At 50.5% G+C, this 16517-nt stretch carries 12 protein-coding genes; 6 read left to right on the forward strand and 6 right to left on the reverse strand.

Annotation, left to right across the window (positions count from 1 at the left end):
• Nucleotides 1-114: 114 nt before the first annotated feature.
• A complete protein-coding gene (gene mnmC, locus CWE22_RS04755) occupies nucleotides 115-1980 on the forward strand; it encodes a bifunctional tRNA (5-methylaminomethyl-2-thiouridine)(34)-methyltransferase MnmC2/FAD-dependent 5-carboxymethylaminomethyl-2-thiouridine(34) oxidoreductase MnmC1 (RefSeq protein WP_169930212.1) in 1866 nt (621 codons plus the stop codon).
• Here mnmC and CWE22_RS04760 read toward each other — a convergent pair.
• The gene (locus CWE22_RS04760; protein ID WP_169930213.1) at nucleotides 1889-2197 is read right to left on the reverse strand and encodes a YfcL family protein; all 309 of its coding nucleotides are present in this window, start codon (nucleotides 2195-2197) and stop codon (nucleotides 1889-1891) included. The two genes, mnmC and CWE22_RS04760, sit on opposite strands and share 92 nt — an antisense overlap.
• A gap of 125 nt (nucleotides 2198-2322) precedes the next feature.
• Here CWE22_RS04760 and fldB point away from each other — a divergent pair, with 125 nt between their 5' ends.
• On the forward strand, nucleotides 2323-2853 hold the full coding sequence (fldB, locus tag CWE22_RS04765; protein ID WP_169931025.1) for a flavodoxin FldB: 531 nt from the start codon (nucleotides 2323-2325) through the stop codon (nucleotides 2851-2853).
• On the opposite strand, the gene CWE22_RS04770 is transcribed toward fldB, so the two are convergent.
• A complete protein-coding gene (locus tag CWE22_RS04770) occupies nucleotides 2845-3273 on the reverse strand; it encodes an HIT domain-containing protein (RefSeq protein WP_169930214.1) in 429 nt (142 codons plus the stop codon). The genes fldB and CWE22_RS04770 overlap by 9 nt on opposite strands.
• A gap of 20 nt (nucleotides 3274-3293) precedes the next feature.
• Here CWE22_RS04770 and CWE22_RS04775 point away from each other — a divergent pair, with 20 nt between their 5' ends.
• A complete protein-coding gene (locus CWE22_RS04775) occupies nucleotides 3294-5708 on the forward strand; it encodes a zinc-dependent metalloprotease (protein WP_169930215.1) in 2415 nt (804 codons plus the stop codon).
• A 7-nt stretch (nucleotides 5709-5715) separates the two neighbouring features.
• On the opposite strand, the gene CWE22_RS04780 is transcribed toward CWE22_RS04775, so the two are convergent.
• Complete coding sequence (locus tag CWE22_RS04780; protein ID WP_169930216.1) at nucleotides 5716-7401, reverse strand: M28 family metallopeptidase; 1686 nt, start codon at nucleotides 7399-7401, stop codon at nucleotides 5716-5718.
• 243 nt (nucleotides 7402-7644) lie between these two features.
• On the opposite strand from CWE22_RS04780, the gene CWE22_RS04785 reads away from it, so the two are divergent.
• The 3 genes from CWE22_RS04785 to CWE22_RS04795 all read left to right on the forward strand — a co-directional run bounded on the left by CWE22_RS04785 (nucleotide 7645) and on the right by CWE22_RS04795 (nucleotide 12631).
• Nucleotides 7645-9843, forward strand: coding sequence for a TonB-dependent receptor (locus tag CWE22_RS04785; protein WP_169930217.1), 2199 nt, complete (start codon nucleotides 7645-7647; stop codon nucleotides 9841-9843).
• 93 nt (nucleotides 9844-9936) lie between these two features.
• On the forward strand, nucleotides 9937-12168 hold the full coding sequence (locus CWE22_RS04790) for a S9 family peptidase (RefSeq protein WP_169930218.1): 2232 nt from the start codon (nucleotides 9937-9939) through the stop codon (nucleotides 12166-12168).
• Between the two features lie 64 nt (nucleotides 12169-12232).
• A complete protein-coding gene (locus CWE22_RS04795; RefSeq protein WP_169930219.1) occupies nucleotides 12233-12631 on the forward strand; it encodes an acyl-CoA thioesterase in 399 nt (132 codons plus the stop codon).
• A 22-nt stretch (nucleotides 12632-12653) separates the two neighbouring features.
• Here CWE22_RS04795 and CWE22_RS04800 read toward each other — a convergent pair whose 3' ends face one another.
• The 3 genes from CWE22_RS04800 to cysS are packed head-to-tail and all read right to left on the reverse strand — an operon-like array spanning nucleotide 12654 to nucleotide 16499.
• Entirely contained in the window at nucleotides 12654-13526 is an 873-nt protein-coding gene (locus tag CWE22_RS04800) for an MBL fold metallo-hydrolase (protein ID WP_169930220.1), read from the reverse strand.
• A gap of 27 nt (nucleotides 13527-13553) precedes the next feature.
• The gene (locus CWE22_RS04805; RefSeq protein WP_169930221.1) at nucleotides 13554-15086 is read right to left on the reverse strand and encodes a M17 family metallopeptidase; all 1533 of its coding nucleotides are present in this window, start codon (nucleotides 15084-15086) and stop codon (nucleotides 13554-13556) included.
• Between the two features lie 36 nt (nucleotides 15087-15122).
• Nucleotides 15123-16499 carry a cysteine--tRNA ligase gene (gene cysS, locus CWE22_RS04810; RefSeq protein ID WP_169930222.1) on the reverse strand — a complete coding sequence of 459 codons (1377 nt, stop codon included), beginning with the start codon at nucleotides 16497-16499 and terminating at the stop codon, nucleotides 15123-15125.
• Nucleotides 16500-16517 lie beyond the last annotated feature (18 nt).

Consider the following 16517-nt stretch of genomic DNA (forward strand, 5'->3'; position numbering starts at 1 on the left):
GCTCAGTTCTGTATTAAAGTGGTCTGCTTTCCGCTTTTTACACTATTTTTGTGACGATTATTGATACACTAGCGCGTATTCTTCTGGTTGTTCTAGTATGAGCTTATCATCAACATGAGTCGGCCCAAATCTGCCCAAGTTGTATTCAATGAATTCGGTATGCCCGTGGCCACCGAATTTGACGATATCTATTTTAGCAATGATAACGGTCTTGCTGAAAGCCGTTACGTGTTTTTAGCTCAAAACGATCTACCTGCGCGCTGGCATCAGCACTCGCGGTCACGCTTTGTCGTCGCAGAGACTGGTTTTGGAACCGGGCTGAATGTACTTGCCTTGATGCAAAGCTTTCTGACCCACGCACCGTCCCATCTGCATCTTCATATAGTCTCATTTGAGAAGTACCCTCTGCAAGTAGCAGATATGCAACGCGCCCATGCACAATTTCCTGAACTAGCTGCTTATGCGACCGAGCTACAAGAACACTATCCAGCGCCAGAGCCAGGCTGCCATCGACGACTTCTAGCAGGCGGACGGGTCACGCTCGACCTCTGGTTCGGCGACTTACTCGATACGCTGCCACAGTGGTTACCCACCGCAAAACACGTTGTTGATGCCTGGTTTCTCGATGGTTTCGCACCCGATAAGAACCCACAAATGTGGCAACCTGAACTCTATCACGCAATGGCCTCAGCCTCGGCGCCCGCGTCAACTTTCGCGACTTTTACTGCAGCAGGAGCAGTCCGGCGTGGATTACAAGCAGCTGGCTACACCGTGAGCAAAGCCGCTGGTTATGGCCGCAAACGAGAAATGTTACGTGGCGTTATTGCCGAACATACCCCTGCCGTAATACCCGACACTGGAAACTTACGCCGCATCGCTATTGTGGGTGGTGGCATCGCCGCTGCCGCTGCTGCGCAATCTTGCCGAGCACGCGGTTGGGAGGTACACATTGTCAGCGCGGGAATTGCTGACGGCGCATCGGGAAATCCACAGGCTGCTGTCTATCCTTTACTTCATGCGCAACGCAGTCCACTCGCCGAGTATTTTGTCGCTGCATTTGGGTACGCCCAAAACTTCTACCGCCAACATGCGGCTGACTATTGGCACTCGTGCGGTGTGTTACAGTTAAACTATACTGCTGAGCGAACTTTACGAGCCCAAAAAATAGTCCAAGAATACAGTTCGGAGCAAGTGCAACTGTGGTCGCCGCAACACGTTCAAAACCATTGGTCTGAGCTACCGGCGCAATCGGCATTGTGGTATCCCACAGGTGGCTGGCTCGAAGCCGCAAACGCGGTGAATGCATTACTGACGGACAGCAACCACACTCAGGCCACCGTTGCGCGGATTGAACCCAGCGTAACCGGTTGGCATTTGTACGACCAACAATCACAGCTCATTCTCGCAGCTGACGCCGTCATTCTTGCAGCAGGCGCAGGCTTACCCGAACTCACTGCGGATTGGCAATTACAATTTCAAAATGTTCGTGGTCAAGTCACTATGGTAAGCAGCACTGCAACGACCGCAACGTGTCCGTCGGTAATTTGTTACAAGGGCTATTTTACTCCGGCATTGCAGTCACAACATTGCGTTGGGGCAACCTACGCTCGCCAATTCAGCGCAACAGAGGCGTCTCAATCATTACCGTCGGATACTGACCAGAACTTAGCGACGCTGAGCGATAATTTAGCACCGCAAGCTTGGCCTAAAACACTAACAGCAGTTGCCGATCGGACATCGCTGCGCAATACCAGCCGCGATCATTTGCCCGTGGTCGGTGAACTGGCAGCCAAATTAGCGGTGATTGGAGCGTTGGGCTCGCGCGGATTCACCGCCGCACCACTTGCCGCAGAAATAATCGCTGCGCAGTGGGCGGGAGAACCTCAACCTATAAACGAGTTGTTGCGTCAGCGGTTGTTGCCGCAACGGCTTCAAGTTGATCGAGCAGTCCCTGAATCAGCGCCTGATCCGCAGGCTTGAGTTCATGCTTGTTCGCTTCTACCGACGCCCGAACCGCCGGCATAATGGCAGATGCTTGCGCCTGATCGTTCAATTCTAATTGCGCCACAGCAAGATCAAAATGGCCACGCAAATAGCCACTGGCAAAGAGTTGATCTGCATCGCCTGTAACGACCGCAGCATCAAAAACCGGCTCCAACTGTGCCACTAAGGCATGAAATTCTGCGCTTGCAACCATGATGAATAATTCCTTTGATCGGCTTCTTTTAAAGGCGCGTAGGTTACCAGAAAGTACTGGATTCTGATACACTGCGCGTAAGCTCAAATCACCCCGATCAAGTGGAGACAAGTCAACTAATGACATTGAAAATTGGTTTATTTTACGGTTCAACGACCTGTTACACCGAAATCGCTGCTGAAAAAATTCAAGCGCAGTTTCCAGCGGGCGTTATCGACCTTTTCAATATCAAAGACACTCCCTTAAGTGAATGTGAAGCATACGACATCATCATTTTTGGCCTCTCGACTTGGGATTTCGGTGAAATCCAAGAAGACTGGGAAAGCCATTGGGATGAAATTGGGCAGCTTCATTTGAACAATAAAATTGTTGCGTTATTCGGCATGGGTGACCAAGTCGGATATACCGACTGGTTTCAAGACGCGCTCGGCATGCTGCATGATGAGTTAGCAGCAAGTCCAACCACCCAAGGTGCCATCCGCATTGGTCTATGGCCTAATGACGGCTACGAATTCGCCGCATCAAAAGCATTGGTTCATGATCAAGAGTTTTTTGTTGGGCTGGCACTTGATGAAGATAGCCAGTATGAGCTCAGTGATGAACGCATCGCGACCTGGTGCCAACAACTGCAAACTGAGCTTTCCGAATTAATCTAGTTCGAGCCATCGGCGCCAGCGATGCTGTTCCTTCGCTGCGTCCACGGGAGTAAATCGCTGGGCTGGAGAATGCCCCCAAACGGGACCCGGCCAAGCAGGATCATCCGGGGCGCGCAATACCATATGAATATGCAGCTGAGCGACCACGTTGCCGAGCGCCCCCACGTTTAACTTCTGTCCCTTACCGTGCTGGCGTAACAATGTTGCGGCCCAACGCACATCCGCGGCCAGTTGCTGTTGGTCAGCCTCGTTCAAATCGATAAACTCAATACAATCGGCCCGTTGAGGAACCAACACCAACCAATCGTAGCGCTGATCGTCAAATCGAAGAACGCGACAAATTCCCCGCTCGCCAAGGTCAATCGTATCGTGTTCGAGTCGCGTATCCAGCGCAAATTTGTTATAACCGACGTTTGTCATGTGAACTCCGGACCTGATTTATGCCCCATACTAAATTGAATTTATTGAGCACGCTAGCCGCCTCGTTTTGGTTCTTGATTGTTGCACTTAGTGTCAGCATTGTCGCGCCAACTGCGACAGCGCAAAACGAGACGACAGCATCTCAAGATGCCATCAGCACTTATACCGCAGCGATGACAGCTCATGCTGGTTTGTTTACGTTTTACCATGATGCGAATACAGGGAAATTTTATCTCGAAGTTCCTGTTGATGCCCCTGAATTCATTTTTCAGACCAGTTTACCTTGGGGCCTCGGTTCAAACGATATTGGCCTAGACCGTGGTCAACTTGGCGCCACTCGACTAGCCAACTTCCATATTGAGGGCGATAAAGTCTTATTGGTTGAACAAAATACCAAATTTCGAGCCAGTAGCCCCAACGCGGCAGAGCGAGCCAGTATTCAAGAAGCGTTTGCCGACTCGGTCATCGCAGGATTCACGGTAGCCGCAAAGAACGACACTGCGGTACTGATTGATTACACCCCATTTTTACTCAGTGATGTGCACGGTGTAAGTGCGAGCTTAGAACGAACCAAGCAAGGTTCGTTTAAGGTCGCGACCGACCGGTCAGTGGTCTATCCAGAACGCAGCCGGAGCTTCCCAGAAAACACCGAACTGGAAGCCAAAGTAACCTTTACCGGCAAAGGCACTGGAGCCTATTTACGCAGTGTTGCACCGGACCCCGATGCAATTACATTGCATCTCCATCATTCATTTATTGCGTTACCTGATGACGGCTACCAACCCCGCGCATTCCATCCGCAAAGCGGTTTTTGGAGTCATGCGTTCGAGGATTACTCTGCGCCACTCGGCCAATCGACAACAGTTCAATACATCCCAAGGCACCGCTTTAGTGCCGACGAGCCAATCATCTATTATCTCGACCCAGGCGTGCCAGAGCCCGTGCGTACCGCATTACTTGACGGCGGTCGGTGGTGGGCGGACGCGTTCGCTGCAGCAGGTTTCCCCAATGGCTTTCAGGTGAAGATCCTACCCGCAGATGCAGATCCCATGGATGTTCGGTATAACGTCATTCAATGGGTACATCGCTCAACCCGCGGCTGGAGCTATGGCGCGTCCGTGATCGATCCACGCACAGGTGAAATTCTCAAAGGTCATGTGACCTTAGGTTCGCTGCGCGTACGGCAAGATATGAAAATTGCGCAAGGGTTAATAGCCCCGTACGCTGAAAGCCTTAACGAAGCGGAACAGCAACAGCGAATGGCTGCCGTTGAAGCAATGGCGTTAGCACGCATTCGTCAACTTTCTGCCCACGAAATCGGCCATACCCTAGGTATTGCTCATAACTTTGCTGCCAGCGGCGATGACCGTGCGTCCGTCATGGATTACCCTCACCCATTAGTCAGTATTGATACTGACAACAACGGTTTAACGCTGGCCGCAGCCTACAAAGAAGGAATTGGTTTGTGGGATAAGCGAGTCATCGCATACGGTTATGGCAACGAACCTCTCGACGCTGTGATCGAACAGAATCGGGCGCTGGGTTTAAGTTATATTTCAGATCGTGATGCCCGACCCGCCGGCGGTGCACACCCCGATGCTCACCTATGGGATAACGGCAGTGACGCAGTCACCGAATTAGAGCGTATTTTAGGCGTTCGACAAACGGCGTTAGAAAACTTTGGGCTGGCTAATTTAGCTCCGAACGAGCCGATCAGTCGCTTGCAGGATATCTTTGTACCTATGTACCTCTTGCACCGCTATCAAACCGAAGCGGCAGTAAAAATGCTCGGTGGTGTGCATTATGACTACGGCATTCACGATGGCACTGCTAAGCCGCTGCGCGCCGTCAATGGCAGCCAACAGCAGCGGGCCTTACGTCAACTATTACGTACGATCGATGCCGATACCTTAGCGGTGAATCCGACTATTCAGGCATGGTTGCAACCGCTCGCTTACGGCGAACCATCGAACCGAGAGCATTTCCAGGGCGCCACTGGACTGATTCCAGACGCTCATGCAATGGCCACAAGCAGCGCAACATTTTCGTTAGACTTATTACTGCACCCTGAACGGCTTGGCCGGTTGCAGCAGCAGCACGCGCATGACGATACGATTCCTGCTGTTGCCGATGTACTGAATGGCATTGCCGCGACAACGTTGGCACCCGCACAACAAGCACAAGCGACTGCGCTTGAGCAACAACTCGCACTGACCTCGTTGACCGCTATCGTGCATAGCTTTCAAGCGGCAACGAGCAACGCTTTATTACAAGCTCAATTACAAGCATTTTTACTAGAACAGCAGGAGGCTTGGCAAGATGCTGCGCCATCTGCGACACAGGCTTTTGTGATGAGCGCTTTCGAGAGTTGGTTTACCCGAGGACAATGGCCGCTCGCGAAAGCACGGCCATTGCCACCCGGTTCACCTATTTAAACCGCACTTAATCTAAGCGGGCAAAGAACGATTCAGGGAGCCAACGCGGCCGTTCAGGCGTGTTGGCGACCTGCCGACCAATGGTGTAGTTGATATTGGTAAAGACGACGCCTGCCTCATAATTGATCGGCAAACTGGGTTGGTCACTCGGCTGATGATAATGCTCAGCAAAGAACTCACCCCAAATTTGACCACCATCTTGATCTTCATCTTTGGCTGTAAACCCAGTCATTAAAAAGACCGCAGGAACCCCTTTTTTCACGAAGGGATAGTGATCCGAGCGGGTAAAGATTGCTTGTTCAGGCATCGGATCTTCACTCAGCTCAATACCAAACTCACCCGCTGCTTGGGCTACCGAGTTACCCAATGTGGAGTGCGTTGAACCAAAAGCAATCACATCCGCAAAATCATACAACAGCACTGGCATATCCAAATTTACGTTGGCAACAATTTGACTCAAAGGCACGGTTGGATTGTGTGCGTAGTAGTCCGCCCCCAACAAACCACGTTCCTCAGCAGTGACCGATACAAACAAAATAGAACGCTTCGGTGCCGTCTCGGCTTCGGCAAACATCCGCGCAGTTTCGAGCATGACCGATACCCCGGAAGCATTGTCCATAGCACCATTGTTGATATGGTCATCTTGGCTCAAGTCTTTGGTGATGCCGATGTGATCAGAATGTGCTGTGTAGAGTACATACTCATCTTTCAATGTCGGATCGCTACCCGGTAAAATCGCCGCCACATTAGGACTGCTGATTTCTTCATGGCGTGATTCACGAGTGAGCGATGCAGTCACGTTCAAATCAAAACCTTGCGGCGATTCGCCAGCTTCCATCTGCGCAAAAATATCGTTTAGTGATTGCGGTGCATTTCGGAATAATCGTGCGCCTGCTTCATGATGAACATAGGCGGACGCAGCGATATTTTTGTACGCCACATTTGGCTCACCGTTGGGCTGCAGCCAACGCACAGTCGGCGCACGCTGATACATGATGCTGACTTCAAACGGACGCACTTCTTCACGGGCTGGCGTATGCAGGGTAATAATGCCTACTGCGCCGCGTTCCGCGGCAAATTTCGCCTTGCTACTATTTAAGTGAGCACCCTCCTCACTCGGTAAATCTTCTGGGCGCCCAGTCAGCATCACCACAATTTTACCGTCTACATCTAAGCCAGCGTAATCATCAATACCGAATACATCGGAGACGAGACCGTAGCCAACAAACACGAGAGGCGCGGTAATTTCATCTCTTTCACTATAGACACTCGGACCGGTCAAAAACTGCTTTGGGTAATCCAAACTGACCACTTCAGAACCATCATCAATGGAAAATGTTGCACTATTTTCCTTCAAAAAGCTCCGGCGAAACTGAATACGTTGGTAGTAAGTCCCGTCATCACCGGCGGGTTGCAAGCCAAGTTGCTTAAACTGCGCAGCAATATATTGGGCTGCTATTTCATGGCCAGCGCTACCCGTATCGCGCCCTTCTAACGCATCACTGGCTAAAAACTCTAAATGCGCTTGTAACGACGCCGCACTAGCACTCAACGTTGAACTATCAGCCGTTTGTGACGATGTATTTGCAGGCGATTTTTGCTCCCCACAGGCAGCCAGACTGGTTGTAAGCAAAACAGCACCAAACCAAGCCACTAATCGCGTTCGATTAGAGCGATTCAATAATGGTTTCATATCGATATCCGTAACGGTTAATAAAAAGTCGGGGCTCAGTCTATCCAAGCCGAAGCAAGCTGACTAGTTTTATCCCGCCCCAATTCGATACCTGAGCGAGAGAATACGACCAAAAGCTTGCTCATGACGACAAAACTACTTGAGATTCAAATGGAGTCGAGATATTGTTATATTATAACATTACATAAGCATTGGTGAGTTAGGCAACTCGCTGAGTAACACTATCTATTGGAGAGGTTTGATATGTTTCGTCGACATCCACTCGCAATCGTTATTGCCGCCGCAGTAGCAGGAAGCTGGACACCGCTGGCAATCGCTCAACAAGAATCAGCAGAAAATACTATTCACAAAGAGAGCGACAAACCTGAAGTGATCGTTATCACCGCCAGCCCTTTGGCGCGCACTCAAATTAGTTCGGCGCAACCAGTTAGTGTCATTGCTGGGGATGAATTGCGTGAGCAACACGCCCACACTCTCGGCGAAACATTAGAAAATGAACCAGGCATTAGTTCAACACACTTCGCTGGTGTCGCTAGTAGCCCGATTATTCGTGGTTTAGATGGACCACGCGTGAAAGTCACGCAAAATGGACTCGATAGCGGCGATGTATCGCGCAGTAGCCCTGACCACGCAGTCACGACCGAGACATCGGTGGCGGAACAGATTGAGATCTTACGTGGCCCCGCAACGCTGTTATATGGCAGTGGTGCGATTGGTGGAGTCGTGAATGTCGTCGATAACCGTATTGCTCAAGAAGCCGTTGGCGGATCGCGCGGATTTTATGGTACGCGGTTTGATACCGCGAGCAGTTTGCGTGAAGCAACATTAGGTTTTACTGCCGACCACAAAGATACGGTCTGGCATTTCGATGGCTTTAAACGTCGTTCTGATGACTACGACGTTCCAGCATTTACGAATGACGAAGGTGAAACCGAAGATACAGTAGAAAACAGCTTTATTGATGCGCAAGGCGCGAACTTTGGCTTCAGTTATTTGTTTGATGGCGGCTACGCCGGTGTAGCTTATGGTCGTCTTGAGCAGGAGTACGGTATTCCCGGACATCATCATGGTCATGAAGAAGAACACGAAGATGAGCATGGCGATGAGCATGAGGGCGAGCATGCCGACGAAAACATGGAAGAAGCGGGTCCATATGCTGAACTTTGGCAAAACCGAATTCAATTTCATGCCGGCCTCTATCAACCTTGGACTGGCATCGAACAAGCAGAAGTCCGCTATGGATTCACCGATTATCAGCACCAAGAAATTGAAGATGGTTCACCAGCAAGTACCTTCCAAAACGAACAGAATGAACTGCGTGTCACCTTGACTCACGAGCCACTAGCCGGCTGGAATGGTGCTTTTGGTTATCATTACTTTGATCAAGATTTGAACGCTTTTGGCGAGGAAGCATACACACCACCATCAACGACCACGCGACATGGCTTGTTCTGGCTCGTTGAACAACAATTCGGTGACTTGAATTGGCAAGGTGGTTTACGCTACGAACAAGTTGATGTTGACGCACCGACATTGGTAGACAATGCCTATTCGAGTCTCTCGTTCACGCCGCTTTCGGCCTCCATCGGGTTCACGTATCAAGCGACACCGCAACTCCAGTTCGCGGCGAATTTCAGTCATGCTCAGCGTGCACCATCGGGTAGTGAGCTGTTCTCGGATGGAACGCATTTGGCTACGCAAACCTATGAATTGGGCTTAGTGTACGAGCTGCATCAAGAAGGTGAGCATGAGTATCATGTTGAAGCCAATGATCGGGCCCCGGTTGAGGAAAAATCAAATAATATTGACCTTGGTATGCATTTTGAAACCGAACACTTACACCTCCAAGCCAACCTATTTTATAACCAAGTTGATGATTACGTGTTTGGTGCCTTTACTGGCGTAAATAGCGAAGATCTGATGCACGAAGACGACCATGATGAGCATGGTGACGAACATGCCGATGAGCATGATCACGGTGAGGGATTGCCGGTTATCGCTTTCACTCAGCGTGACGTCGAGTTATACGGCTATGAGTTGAGCGGTAAATACCACCTGAATGAACGTTGGGAAGTTGAGGCATTCAGCGACTACATTCGTGCTCGGACGCGCGATGGCGCAGAAAACTTACCGCGCATTCCAACACAACGATTTGGCACTGACGTCCACTATCTCGGCAACAATTGGCGTGCCAGTTTAGGTTACACCTACTACGCCCAGCAAGATCGCATTGCGATCAACGAGGAACCAACCGCAAGTTACGGGTTGGTCGATGCGAAGGTCAGTTGGTTTCCTGCGGCATTGGCTGAGCACAACATCAGCTTATATGCCAAAGCAGAGAACTTGACCGATGAACTAGGCTTTGTCCACACCTCATTCTTGAAAGAGGATGCGCCCGTTCGTGGTCGTAACTTTAGCATTGGTATACGCGGAGAATTCTAGCGCAGTTGCGGCACACTTTGTCGCAGTCGAAAGCGAAACGCAGCCTGCTTTGATACACTTGACCTTACTTTGGGAATAAAGGAATCAGCAGGCATGCGTTTTTTGCACGCATTGGTCGCAATGGTTGCAACGCTCACTTGGAGTGGCGTTGCAGATGCCGATCAACTCTCTATCGAGCGTATTTTCTCTGCGCCCGACCTCACCACCGTTGCACCACAAAATATTCAGTTTTCGCCTGACGGCAACTTAGTGAGTTATCTCAAGGGGTCGTTGGAGTCACCGGAGATCTATGACTTATGGGTCTACGATGTGCGTGCTGGGCAGCATCAACTGCTGCTCGATGCAGAGACGCTTGCGCCTGACCCCACGGCTATGTCGGCGACTGAGCGCGCCCGTCGCGAACGTCTGCGTATCCGCGCAACGGGTATCGTCGATTATCAGTGGTCTCCGAAAGGTTCTCATATTTTGATACCGCTTGCCGGTCAGCTCTATTTGTATGCGTTAGATAACGATGCAGAACAACAAATTACTGCTCTAACCAGTGCCGAAATCAGTGTTACCGATGCGCGCTTCTCACCGCAGGGCAACTTCGTCAGTTATGTGTATGAACACAATCTTTGGTCGGTCGATTTAACCACCAATAGCGCGAAGCAACTAACGACTGGTTCATCCTCGACTATTCAGTACGCTGTCGCCGAGTTCGTTGCGCAAGAAGAAATGAAACGTATGACGGGATATTGGTGGAGCGCTGATGAACAACATATTGCGTTGACCCGCGTCGACTTGCGCCCGGTTTCGATCAAAACACGGGTTGATGTCTATGCCGACAAAACTGAGCTGGTAAAGCAACGTTATCCAGCGGCCGGCGAAGCCAATGCGGTCGTTGACTTAGGTGTACTGCAACTCGCTACTCAAAACCTGACCTGGTTGGGACTCCCAGAGCGTTACGGCGATGGTTATTTAGCCCGTGTGAATTGGGTGGGTAACACTTCGCAATTGAGCTATCAGTGGCAGAATCGAAGTCAAAGTGAGCTGACGTTATGGTCTTATTCGCTTGCCGACAAAAGCCATCAACGTATCCTGCAAGAGAGCAGCACGCACTGGATCAATTTGCATGACGATCTGGTTTTTCTTGCTGACGGCAAACATTTTATCTGGGCATCTGAGCGCAGTGGCTTTAAGCATCTCTACCTCTATCGCCTCGACGGCCAGTTGATTCGCCAACTTACAGCAGGCGACTGGCAGGTGGATCAGGTTGCGAGTGTTGATGAGACTGCTGGCTTGATCTATTTCACAGCGCGCAGGGATACACCAATAGAACGGCATCTATATCGCGCGAGTATGACTACCAGCACACCGAGTCAGCCTACTCGTTTATCGGAGCGCTCTGGCTTTCATTCGGTGCATTTTGCGGGAAATGCACGTAGTTATGTGGATAGTTTTTCAAGCACTACGCAACCCCCACAAGTCGCATTACACGGCCCTACCGGTGAGCGTATTGCGTGGCTGCATGAAAATACGTTAAATGAAGCGCATCCACTGAGTCCTTATTTAGATAACTGGAGTCAGCCTGAGTTTGGCACTCTCAATGCAGCAGATGGCCAAGTCTTGCATTATAAACTGACGAAACCGACGCAATTTGCTGATAATCAACGCTACCCGGCTGTTGTGATGGTCTATGGTGGGCCGCGCGCACAGCGTGTCACCAACAGTTGGGGCGATTATTTTACGCAATATTTGGCCCAGCAGGGGTATGTTGTCTTTCAACTCGACAATCGCGGTAGCGGTAATCGGGGTCGCCAGTTTGAATCCGGTATATTTCGGCAACTCGCACAGCTCGAAGTCGCCGATCAAATTGTTGGCGCTGAATTCTTGCGGAGTCGGCCATACATCAACCCAGAACGGATTGGAGTCTTCGGGCATAGTTACGGCGGCTACATGGCGCTGCATTTGATTCTCCGCGCGGACGAACAGTTTGCAGCTGCCGTGGCGGGTGCCCCAGTGACCGATTGGGCTTTATACGATACTCATTATACAGAGCGTTATCTGGGCACACCTGAGGACAATCCGGAAGGCTATCGACAAGCATCGGTGATGCCCTATGCCACGCAATTACGCAAGCCATTGCTCATTTACCATGGCATGGCCGATGATAATGTTCTCTATACCCACACCGCCAAACTCACTTATGCATTGCAGCAAGCGATGTTGCCATTTGAACTTATGGCTTATCCAGGCAAAGCTCACGGGCTTTACGGAAAGGAAACAAGTATTCACCGCTATCAACTGATTGCAGATTTTTTCGAACGCTCGCTGAAGCGTTGATGCATGCTATACTGAGCGCATTATTTTTTGCTTCACTTTTGCCTCAATATAGGGAGTTAAACGGATGCGCTTTCTATCGCGTCGTTTGGTCATGCCAAACGATTTGAACTTTGCAGGTTCACTCTTCGGCGGTCGAATTCTGGAATGGATCGACGAAGAAGCCTATATCTTCGCCGCCTGCCAACTCGATGCCAAAAGTCTCGTGACGAAGCACATTGGTGCTATCACGTTCGAAACTTCTGCCTATCAGGGGGATGTGGTTGAGTTTGGTCTGTTCGTAAAAGCCGTAGGTCGCACTTCGGTGACAGTCACTTGTGTCGTACGTAACAAGCAAACGAAACAAAACATCTGCGTGGCTGACGATATCGTTTTTGTGCACATTGACCCGGAGAGTCGCGCGCCACAGCCGCACGGCAAGACCAAAGCACAATTGGATACGCTAAAAATAGAAACGCCGACTTAAGTCGGCGTTTTTTATAAGTTCATTACAGCTCTTGCAGCAACGTCCGAATCCAGCGCTCTTCAGTGATAAAGCCCCACGTCCAGCTATCCCACTGATCTGACAAACCACGTTCAACAATTTCGTCTGCACTCAACCCCTCGGTTTGCATCAGGCGAACTTCCTCACGCGTAATGATGACCATGGAAACCAAACGCTGCCAATCTTGCTTGGTCGACAACGGACCATGACCTGGAATAATTTTAGTCTCATCGTCTAGTTCCGCGATGACCGCAGAAACATTATCAATGAAACCTTGAACGTTTCCGCCAGAATTCAGATCGATAAACGGAAAGCGATCCACAAAGAACATATCACCGGCGTGAATCACGTTCTCATCACCAAACCAAATCACCGCATCACCATCCGTATGACCCGTGGCGTAATGGCGCATAAACAATTGACTGTCGCCACCAATTTTCAAAACCAACTCATTGTCGAACGTAATAGTCGGTAAACCAGTGGTATTGAACTCAGCATCAGCTTGAAGACGCGACAACACATTCTCGTGCGCAACCACTTTCGCACCGCGCTCAACAAAACCAGCGTTGCCATCGACATGATCACGGTGGTAATGGGTATTGACGAGCAGTTGCAACGGCTTGTCGCTGATTTCCGAGATAGCAGCAGCAATTTTATCCGTCAATGCTGCATACTGTGCGTCCACCATAGCAACGCCATTGTCACCCACATAAACGCCAATGTTGCCACCCGCACCAGTTAGCATAAACACCCGCTCACTCACTTGTGTTGCCTTAATTTCAACATCATCCATAGTCGGTTGTGCTGAAACGGTCAGTGTGACGAGTGCGGCCGCTGTCACTAAACTACTACGTAGCCATTGTTGTATCTTCTGCATTCGAGTTGCCATCCTAATAATCAGTTGTTAGCGATGTAAATAGCATCCTGAAAAGCAAGCAACTGGCGTTGCGGTCGGTTTCCCATGCTGCCAATCACCCCCTTCAACCCCACTACCCGCGATATCGACATGGACATACGGCAGAGGGTGTTCGCTATCATTACCGTGCCCATCAAGGCCTGCAGCTATCGCTAGGAAAGCCATAGGGAATTGATGCCCACGTTTGGTGGTTGCAGAGGGGCCATTATTGCTCGATAACACATCATCAGACTTCGTGCGTGGACGAACAAAATCATAGTCCTCACGACGCGACCAACTGATTTCACCCGGGTCGCCATACACCTCGCCAGCTTCCAATAATCGATTTGCTGTGCCTTGTGACACCGCAGGACCATTGGGGACGAATGCGGAGTATGGACCTTTCGCTAATGCGGCATGACCCGTCAACGTCGCGACACTAAACAGCTGCGGCCGTGGATACTTGCCTGCTTCCACACGCAAATGCGATAGCAAGTCTGCCAATACCAAGCGTCCCTCAGCATCAGTATTGCCAATCCGTACACGCACGCCACTGTGGCCCGTGATGATTTCATCGGACACAAAAGCTTCTGCACCGATGCTATTACGGACAACACCGAGTTCTGCGATCACATTCACAGTTTCAGGACGCATTTCAGCGACAGTTTTCAAGAACCCAGCAACACCTGCAGCGCCGCCTTTATCACGACTCATACCGGCCATATGACCACCGACTTTCAAATCAGCACCACCGGTGTCATAAACAATCCCTTTACCGGCAAACATCAGGGTTTGCTCAGCCGCCGGAGCTTTATACTCGAGTCGAATAACACACGGCCAATGACGTTCAACCCCCAATGATGCACGCCCTACCGCCATCAGCAACGGATACTCATGATGCAGTTGTTGAATATCATCAATTACGGTTACTTTTACCGGAGAATGTGCAAAAGCTTGCTGGCAATATTCTGCAAAGCGCGGCGGAGCCATGCGTTCTGGCTCAGTCCCGGCTAAATCACGAGCAACACGCTTGCCGGCCTCAACAGCCTGCAGCCATTGCTCGTCTAAAGCACCAATCACGCCAACTTTAGTCAGTGGTTCGATAGCTTCCTCACCATGGAACTCGCGCGCTTCAAGTGGCTCATAAAGTGCTTGGCAGAGCCCCCAATAAGCAACCGCTTCGGCTTGTCCATAACGCCCTTCACTCGGAATTCCGAAGGTGACCAATAGCGGTTGCTTCACGCCTGCTTGTACAGCAATTTTCGCAGCTGCGGCGGCCGCATCTGCAATGGTGCGTACATCCGCATAATCGCGCGTCAGTGGACCTGTTGGTGACGTAATAAGTCGACCACCGGCAACATCACATGTCACTAGCAACGCTTGTTTTCCAACACGTTGGTCAAATTGTTGCGCTTGCTCAATAAAATCCGCGAAATCTGCCGGTAACTCGGCATCAAAGTCACCTAAAACGATGACCGCATCAAAATCTGCGCCAGCTGCGGCGCGATAGTCTTCAAAGACCTCAACTTGAGGAAAAGCCATAATTACCTCTTCGTTTTGTATACGTGCTTAGTATGGTTATAGGCGACGCCAGCGAGTTCCCTGTGCGGTATCTTCTAACTCAATACCACGTTCAGTCAGAGCTGCCCGTGCGGCATCCGCACGAGCCCAATCTTTCGTAGCTCGCGCGTCGTTGCGTTCAGCGATCAGTGCTTCAATAGCTGCCACATCGTCGCCACGCCCCTGTAAAAACTGTTCTGGAGTTGACGTTAACAAGCCTAACACACTGGCGAGTTCACGTAACTCCGCCGCGTAAGCCGCCGCCTTCTGCGGATTCTCTGCGGCTGTACGGTTAGCTTCACGCGCTAACTCAAATAGCACCGGTAGTGCTTCCGGCACATTAAAATCATCGTCCATCGCCGCGTTGAAACGGTCTACATAGGCTTGCGTTAACTCGGGGTCGATGGTTCCCACTGGTGCATCACGTAACGCGGTATATAAACGCTCCAAACTGGCACGGGCTTGGGTCAAATTATCCGCGCTGTAATTGAGTTGCGACCGATAATGGCTGGACATCAGAAAGAAACGAACCGTTTCGGCGTCATACTGTTTCAACACCTCTCGGATCGTGAAGAAATTCCCCAATGACTTGGACATTTTCACTTCATCGACCTGCACCATGCCACTATGCATCCACACATTGACATAATCGGTTTGATTCGCGCAGCAACTTTGCGCCACCTCATTTTCGTGATGCGGGAAGATGAGATCAGAACCGCCACCATGAATGTCAAAATGAGAGCCGAGATGTTTTTTATTCATCGCTGAACATTCAATGTGCCAACCCGGTCGACCTTCGCCCCATGGCGATGACCAGCTCGGCTCACCCGGCTTCGCTCGTTTCCACAACACAAAGTCCAATGGGTCGGTTTTATTATTCGCTATATCAACCCGCGAACCGGCCTGGAGCTGCTCCAAATTTTGTCGACTTAAATGGCCATACTCATTAAAGCTACTGACATCAAACAACACGTCACCATCGTCAGCAACGTAGGCATTCCCGTTATTTAGTAACGACTCGATCATGGCAATAATATCGCTCATGTGCCCCGTTACTGTCGGTTCAATGTCTGGACGTAGGAGGTTCAGTGCGTCGAAGTCTTCGTGCATGGCCTGCGTGAAGGTCTGAGTCACCGCATCAATAGCGATATTTTGCTCATTAGCGCGGCGGATAATCTTATCGTCCACATCGGTGATGTTGCGGACATAGGTCACTTTGTAACCACGCGCACGTAAATAGCGAACGACGGTGTCGAAAGCGACATAAGTGCGTGCATGACCAATATGACAGTAGTCGTAAATGGTTACCCCGCAGACATAAAGCTTCACTTCACCTGGTGTGATGGGCTTAAATTCTTCTTTTTGACGGGACAACGTATTATAAATGGTCAACATGCGCTTACAGGCTCCTTT

This window comes from Pseudidiomarina aestuarii (assembly GCF_003987355.1).
GTDB classification, from domain to species: domain Bacteria; phylum Pseudomonadota; class Gammaproteobacteria; order Enterobacterales; family Alteromonadaceae; genus Pseudidiomarina; species Pseudidiomarina aestuarii.